At 51.1% G+C, this 1,827-nt stretch carries 3 protein-coding genes; all 3 read left to right on the forward strand.

What is annotated here, in order from left to right:
• The first annotated feature begins 301 nt into the window (after positions 1-301).
• The 3 genes from M2320_RS23140 to M2320_RS23150 all read left to right on the forward strand — a co-directional run bounded on the left by M2320_RS23140 (position 302) and on the right by M2320_RS23150 (position 1,579).
• Positions 302-439 (forward strand): hypothetical protein, encoded by a 138-nt coding sequence (locus tag M2320_RS23140; protein ID WP_264599319.1) that lies wholly within the window; start codon positions 302-304, stop codon positions 437-439.
• 4 nt (positions 440-443) lie between these two features.
• Complete coding sequence (locus tag M2320_RS23145) at positions 444-617, forward strand: hypothetical protein (protein WP_264599320.1); 174 nt, start codon at positions 444-446, stop codon at positions 615-617.
• A gap of 737 nt (positions 618-1,354) precedes the next feature.
• Positions 1,355-1,579 carry a hypothetical protein gene (locus tag M2320_RS23150; protein WP_264599321.1) on the forward strand — a complete coding sequence of 75 codons (225 nt, stop codon included), beginning with the start codon at positions 1,355-1,357 and terminating at the stop codon, positions 1,577-1,579.
• The last annotated feature ends 248 nt before the right edge of the window (positions 1,580-1,827 follow it).

Raw genomic sequence — 1,827 nt, forward strand, 5'->3', positions numbered from 1 at the left:
AATGATGAAGGCGAGTGGGTGGTCGTCGGTGGTGAGTACACGGATTACCAAGAGGCTGAGAAGGCTGCTGCACTCATCCCTGAGTATTCACGTGTCGTCGAAGGTTATGAACCGTTTCTCGGTGAATGAAAATAGGAGGGTTAACACAAGTGTACATCAGCAAAACCACCGCTAAACAGATGGCTAAGAAGGCGGTGAGAGAACATGGCGCATCAGGGTATCGCATCAAGTTCGTCAAGAAGTTCAACCCTGATAGAACCTTAGATGTTGGGTACACGTACACTCTTTATTGGGAGTAAGCATGTTCAACAAACGTCAACGGGCAGACCCTGAGTTTGAAGCCTATGTCCGCGCTGAGTGGGCATTCAAAGAAGTCCAGATGCTGAACAATGTGTTCTGGATTGTGTTCATCGTTACTGTTCTCTCACTATGGGTCTGAGATTATGATCAGCAAGGATAAGATCGCCAAGGTTTGCTCTCACACTGCCCACGGCTCCCACTTGGTATACTTCGCTGCTGCCGCCTTTGGCGCGCACGACGTGTACGCGGTGGTGGCCGGTGTGCTCTGCTTCGTGATGGTCATCGGTTACGCCGTCAATGGTAGCCTGGAGGTGTAACCCATGCCTCGTCACCGCAAGTATCAAATCATCATCAGCCTTGGTGTTGTTGTTACTGCTGTGGCTCCTTTGTGGGCACCTGGGCTTGAGCATGTGTTCCTTGTTGGATCAGTCGCCACTAACCTTCTCTGGATATGGGAATGATTGATTACCTGATTTATGCACTGGTCGCCTACACCCTCATACGGGAGATCATCAAATGGGTGCGCGGGTAATACCTTGGCTAATCGCTTTGGGGGGCTGTGTGCTCCTCAAGGCTTCATCAGTGTGGATTGCCTCGGTGATCCGCTAAGGTTCAACACTAATCACTATCATCAATGGCAAAACATAGGTACGTGTGGAGGTTGGAGCGTAATGACAAGGGGGCGTTCCAATCAGGGTTGATGTATGATGCGAAATACAATGGAAGCAACTACGATAAGCATGATTGCGACCCTGTATTGCCTCCTGGTCCATATGATGCGCGTGAGGCAGGAACCGAGCTATATAAGGCGTTCAACACGGCGTCCTCTCACCATTACTATTTTGGGTTCCTTACCCTAGCGCAATATAAACGCTGGTGTAAGAGTAAGTACTTCAGGAAAGACCTGAGGGAGAAAGGTGGTATCCTCAAGAAATACAAGGTGCCGAGCCAGGATATAGTCAGGGGTAACTGGCAATGCGCCTTCAAGAAAGACAATGCTGAGTGGGTGGCATCTCGTTCGCCCGCTTACTGCTAACCTATGGAGAACCTAGAAGTGAACGCTGACGTTACCCTGAACCTCACCGAGCAGGACTTCAACACTATCATGGCCGCGCTCAGCGAGTGTGCCAATGAGACGCTTCGAAAGGCCGGTAAGGCCGTGGATGACCGGGACTACACGGATGTCGTCCACTGGATGAGTCAATCTCGCCGGTTCCACAACCTGGAGAAGAAGCTGTTCCCCATTGTCGAGGAGCTAAACCGCCCCTTGGCCGCATAAGGATACCCTTGCGCAACATCCTATCTAGCAATTTTTTTCGCTCTGGGGTATCCTTCCGCCCACCACGGAGGATTAACAAAAATGGATGTCAACGAAGTCGCATTAGGGGCTGAAGCTTTTGCCGACGTAGACCCGTTCATGCAGGTGTCCACCATGCTGACGTTCCTCTACATCGCCCGGCGAGGGTTGTGCAACCAAAAAGACATTGAGTTGGAGCTGCGTGTGAGTAACGCCGTGGCTTCACGTAA

It is taken from the genome of Rhodoblastus acidophilus, assembly GCF_025961575.1.
Classification (GTDB): domain Bacteria; phylum Pseudomonadota; class Alphaproteobacteria; order Rhizobiales; family Beijerinckiaceae; genus Rhodoblastus; species Rhodoblastus acidophilus_C.

Bases quoted from the DNA above. Each gene is read 5' to 3' on its own strand.
- M2320_RS23140 (WP_264599319.1), top strand. From the start codon at position 302: ATGTTCAACAAACGTCAACGGGCAGACCCTGAGTTTGAAGCCTATGTC.
- M2320_RS23145 (WP_264599320.1), top strand. From the start codon at position 444: ATGATCAGCAAGGATAAGATCGCCAAGGTTTGCTCTCACACTGCCCAC.